This window comes from Streptomyces sp. sk2.1 (assembly GCF_008120935.1).
GTDB lineage: Bacteria > Actinomycetota > Actinomycetes > Streptomycetales > Streptomycetaceae > Streptomyces.
This window is the reverse complement of the sequence record NZ_RDBO01000181.1, coordinates 1-603: the sequence shown is the minus strand read 5'-3', so window position 1 is coordinate 603 and position 603 is coordinate 1. Positions and strand designations below refer to the sequence as shown.

Genomic DNA, 603 nt, shown 5'->3' with positions numbered 1-603 from the left:
CCCTCCTCCGTCTCGTCCCGTCGTGCCGTGCTGCGGGCTTCGGGTCTGGCCGGTCTGGTCATCGCCGGTACGGCCGCGGCCTCCGGCAGCGCGCAGGCCGCGCCCGCCCGGGCCGGTGACGTACTGCGCCTGGACACCGTCGCCGAACTGCGCGAGCTGAACACCAGACCGCTCGCCACCGGCACCCAGATCCTCCTGGCCGGCCACACCCGCCCCGGCGACGGCGGCGGCATGGCCCTGCGCTGGGACCCCGAGTCCACCGCCGCCCACAACAACGGCACCGTCATCGCACCCAAAAACGCGAAGACCGGCCGCTGGCACCAGCTCCACACCGGCACCCTCGACTTCCGCACCTTCGGCCACTTCGACGCCAAGACCCCCGCCGACGCCGCACTCGACGCCATGATCGCCGACAAGAGCGTCCACCGCATCGAAGCCCACACCGACCTCCTGTTCACCAAACGCCACCTCTTCAACCGCTCCCACATCGAACTCGACTTCGGCGGCAACCTCATACGCACCGAAGGCATCGAGAAGAACACCCACGACAACCCCTTCGGCGCCGTCCTCTCCTTCCGCGGCACCCTCACCGACACCACCGTC

At 70.1% G+C, this 603-nt stretch carries 1 pseudogene; it reads left to right on the top strand.

The window, feature by feature from the left end:
* Positions 1-27 precede the first annotated feature (27 nt).
* Positions 28-603: pseudogene (locus tag EAO76_RS42175) on the top strand (peptidase C14); the annotation flags it as partial.